This window comes from Coprobacter sp., assembly GCF_982436375.1.
Genome location: NZ_CEWDCG010000244.1, coordinates 1 through 3,818, shown reverse-complemented (window position 1 = coordinate 3,818; position 3,818 = coordinate 1). Strand labels below are relative to the sequence as shown.

Here is a 3,818-nt window from a genome sequence, read left to right as displayed (position 1 = left end):
GCTTTATTGTATGTATCTGTCGGAGAGATATTTTTTTTGTTAAATATCGTGGGGAAATTATCTTTTAGTTTTTGATTTGTTATTTCAAAAGTTTGTTTAATTTCTCTAATAAAAAATATTATCCGGTTGTTTTTTACCTTTTTTCCCGGTCTATAACGATGTTGACGGTATCGGTATGGTTTTGCTATTGAGAGAGAAACCGCCTGTTCATGTGGATTTTTCTTAAACTTTGTCCGAGTAAATTTTAGATAGGCTCTAAAAAGCTTCATTATTTTTTGTATGTTTGTTACATGGAATTTAGAACGATCGTACCTTGTGAAAAATTGCAACATCAGATCTCTCATCGGGATAAGATTTTGTTGTTGGGTTCTTGTTTTGCCGAGAATATAGGGCATTTATTGGTTGCTCATAAATTTAATGTAAAAATTAATCCTACGGGTATTTTGTATAATCCGGTTTCCATTGCAGACGCTTTGCAAATGATGTCGGACGGTTATCGATATACGGTAAATGATATTTTTCGGGATGGTAATCTTTGGCACAGTTTTCGGCATCATTCCCGTTTTTCACATACAGATCCGGAACTATGTATTGACGGAATTAATCGGGAGTTGAAGGCTGGAGCGGAACAACTGCACCGGGCGTCTTGGCTGTTGGTGACTTTTGGTACGGCATACGTCTATTCTTTGCGGGAGACCGGAAAGGTGGTTGCTAATTGTCATAAATTGCCGGCTTCGTTGTTCGATCGTCGTCGTGTCGGAGTCGATGAGATGATTCGGGGATGGATTCCTCTGATAGAACGTTTGTCAGATTCGAACCCCGAATTAAGAATTATGTTTACGGTCAGCCCGATCCGTCATTTAAGAGACGGTGCGCATGAAAACCAACTTAGTAAATCTGTCTTGCTTTTATTCGTGGACGAGTTATGTCGGATGTATCCTGATAGGTGCATCTATTTTCCTTCTTATGAGATCGTTATGGACGAGTTGAGGGATTACCGTTTTTATGATGCCGGAATGACACATCCGAATGAGCAGGCGATAAGATATATTTGGGAGCGTTTTTCCGAAGCGTGTTTCTCTGAAGAGACCCAGACCTTGAACCGGGAGTGGGAACGTCTTGAAAAAGCGTTGAATCATCGCCCTCTTACTCCGGATAAGGACGCATTCCGGGATTTTACTATGCAAAATTTGTTTAAACTGAAAAAAATCCGGGAAAAATATTCTTACTTTGATCTTTCGAAAGAGATAGATTCTCTGGAGTTGTTTTTAAAAACATTATAACCGGATGAATTATAAAATAACAGATATCGTTTGCATTTTACAGGCAAAGTGCGATATAGTACATGAGTGTACGGTATCGGATTTATTAACGGATAGTCGTTCTTTGACTTTCCCCGAAAAGACTCTTTTTTTTGCATTGGTGACAAAACGTAACGATGCTCATCGATATATAGGAGACTTGTATAGAAAAGGTGTCCGTAACTTTGTCGTGAGCTCTTTACCGGAAGACCGGAAGCAGATGGCAGATGCCAATTTCCTTTTGGTAAAAGATACCTTGTCTGCTTTGCAAAGTCTTGCAGCTGCACATCGAAAACGTTTCAAGATTCCGGTGATAGGAGTTGCCGGGAGTAATGGGAAAACCGTAGTAAAAGAGTGGCTTTACCAGTTATTGCATGAGGATTATAATATGGTGCGTTCTCCGCGTAGCTATAATTCTCAGATCGGAGTGCCGCTTTCTGTTTGGGAAATCGATGAGAATACCGAGCTTGCCGTTATTGAAGCCGGAATCTCCAAACCCGGAGAAATGGATAAGTTGGAAGCGATAATAAAACCGACATTCGGTATTTTGACTTATTTGGGAGATGCCCATCAGGAGGGATTTTCTTCGATGCAGGAGAAATGTATCGAGAAACTTTCTCTTTTTACGCATTCCGAATCGGTTATCTATGATGGAGATGATCCTCTGATTGTAGATTCTGCCGAAAAAATGTGCATGGGAACACGGGAAATAGCCTGGTCGAGAAAAGACAAAGACAGGGCTTTATATATTTCTAAAATTGTAAAAGGAGAAGATTCGACCCGTATCGATTATGATTATTTGCGTTTTTCTTCTTCATTTACGATACCTTTTGTAGAAGATGCATCGATAGAAGATGCGATACATTGTCTGGCGGTTATGCTTTACTTGGGTAAAACCGGAGAAGAAATTGCAGCTCGCATGTGTAAGCTTGAGCCTGTCGCTATGCGTATGGAGGTAAAAGAGGGTCGTAATGGTTGTCTTATCATTAATGATTCGTATAATTCGGACATTAATTCTTTGGATATTGCCCTTGATTTTCAGAACAGGCGTTCGGCGGCACGGGGAATGAGACGTACGTTGATATTGTCGGATATATTGCAATCGGGAATGTCGCCCGATGAGTTGTATCGGCGTGTTGCCGAGATTGTCATTCATAAGAAGATCGACAGGTTTATAGGGATAGGCCGGGAGCTTTTGTCATATAAGTCCCTTTTCCCTATGGAAGCGGAATTTTATTCTACTACCGGAGAGTTTTTGTCGTCAGGGGCGGCAGAGTGTTTCTCGAATGAGCTTATCTTGATCAAGGGTTCTCGGAATTATCATTTTGAAGAAATTTCGGAAGCTTTGGAATTGAAGCAGCATGAAACGATTTTGGAAGTTAATCTGGATGCAATTATAGATAATTATAATTATTATAAACAAAAGCTGAAACCTGAAACCAAAATTATTTGTATGGTGAAAGCTTTCGGTTATGGAGCGGGTTCGTATGAGTTGGCTAAAACTCTGCAGGATCGGGGATGCGATTATCTGGCCGTGGCTGTGGCGGACGAAGGCGCTGAGTTGAGGAAAGCCGGCATAACGATGCCGATTATGGTTATGAATCCTGAAATGAATAGTTTCCGTACGTTGTTCCGTTATTCTCTTGAACCGGAAGTCTATAGTTTTAAATTATTGGATGCTTTAATATATGAAGCAGAACGACAGGGAATTATGCGTTATCCGATACATGTCAAGATAGATTCGGGAATGCATAGACTCGGATTTACATTGGAAGATATGCCACGTTTGTCGGAGCGGCTGAAATCTCAAACGACAGTGATGGCACGATCTGTATTTTCTCATTTTGCCGGAAGCGACGAACCTCGTTTCGATGCTTTCTCACGTCAGCAGATCGCTTTGTTTAAGGAGTGTGCCGTTGCGGTGCAATCTGCTACTCCCCAACCGGTAATGCGGCATATTCTGAATACTTCCGGAATTACCCGGTTTACCGAAGAGCAGATGGAGGCCGTTCGTTTGGGGATAGGTCTTTACGGCATTTCGGCTTGCGGGATGGATACGGACTTGCGTACTGTCTCGACGTTGAAAACTACGATTTTACAAATTAAAGAACTGGATGAGGACCAGACGGTCGGATATAGCCGACGTGGAGTACTTACACGTCGTTCTCGGATTGCCGCTATTCCTATCGGTTATGCAGACGGATTGAATCGGCATTTGGGCAATCGAAAAGGAGCTGTTGTCGTTAATGGGAAGAGAGCGCCGATTGTCGGGAATATATGTATGGATGTTTGTATGATCGATGTTACGGATATCGATTGCAAGGAAGGAGATCGTGTGGAGATATTCGGGGAACAGTTACCGGTAACGGAAGTTGCAGAATGGTTACAAACGATTCCGTATGAAATATTGACCTCGGTTTCTTCCCGAGTGAAGAGGGTATATTATAGAGAATAGTTCTTTTTTGTATTTAATATTTATATCCGATTTGTGACAATTTGAGGTAATTGTTCCGAGCC

The 3,818-nt window shown here is 41.4% G+C and carries 2 protein-coding genes; both read left to right on the top strand.

The genetic code is table 11. The features are described 5' to 3' along the window. The first annotated feature begins 290 nt into the window (after positions 1-290). Positions 291-1,283 carry a GSCFA domain-containing protein gene (locus AC1WHX_RS11070; protein ID WP_122337371.1) on the top strand — a complete coding sequence of 331 codons (993 nt, stop codon included), beginning with the start codon at positions 291-293 and terminating at the stop codon, positions 1,281-1,283. A 4-nt stretch (positions 1,284-1,287) separates the two neighbouring features. Beyond that, entirely contained in the window at positions 1,288-3,756 is a 2,469-nt protein-coding gene (locus AC1WHX_RS11065) for a bifunctional UDP-N-acetylmuramoyl-tripeptide:D-alanyl-D-alanine ligase/alanine racemase (RefSeq protein WP_022390478.1), read from the top strand. The last annotated feature ends 62 nt before the right edge of the window (positions 3,757-3,818 follow it).

What these genes read in the sequence shown, in the direction of transcription:
- AC1WHX_RS11070 (WP_122337371.1), top strand. Translation starts at nt 291, where the DNA reads ATGGAATTTAGAACGATCGTACCTTGTGAAAAATTGCAACATCAGATC.
- AC1WHX_RS11065 (WP_022390478.1), top strand. Translation starts at nt 1,288, where the DNA reads ATGAATTATAAAATAACAGATATCGTTTGCATTTTACAGGCAAAGTGC.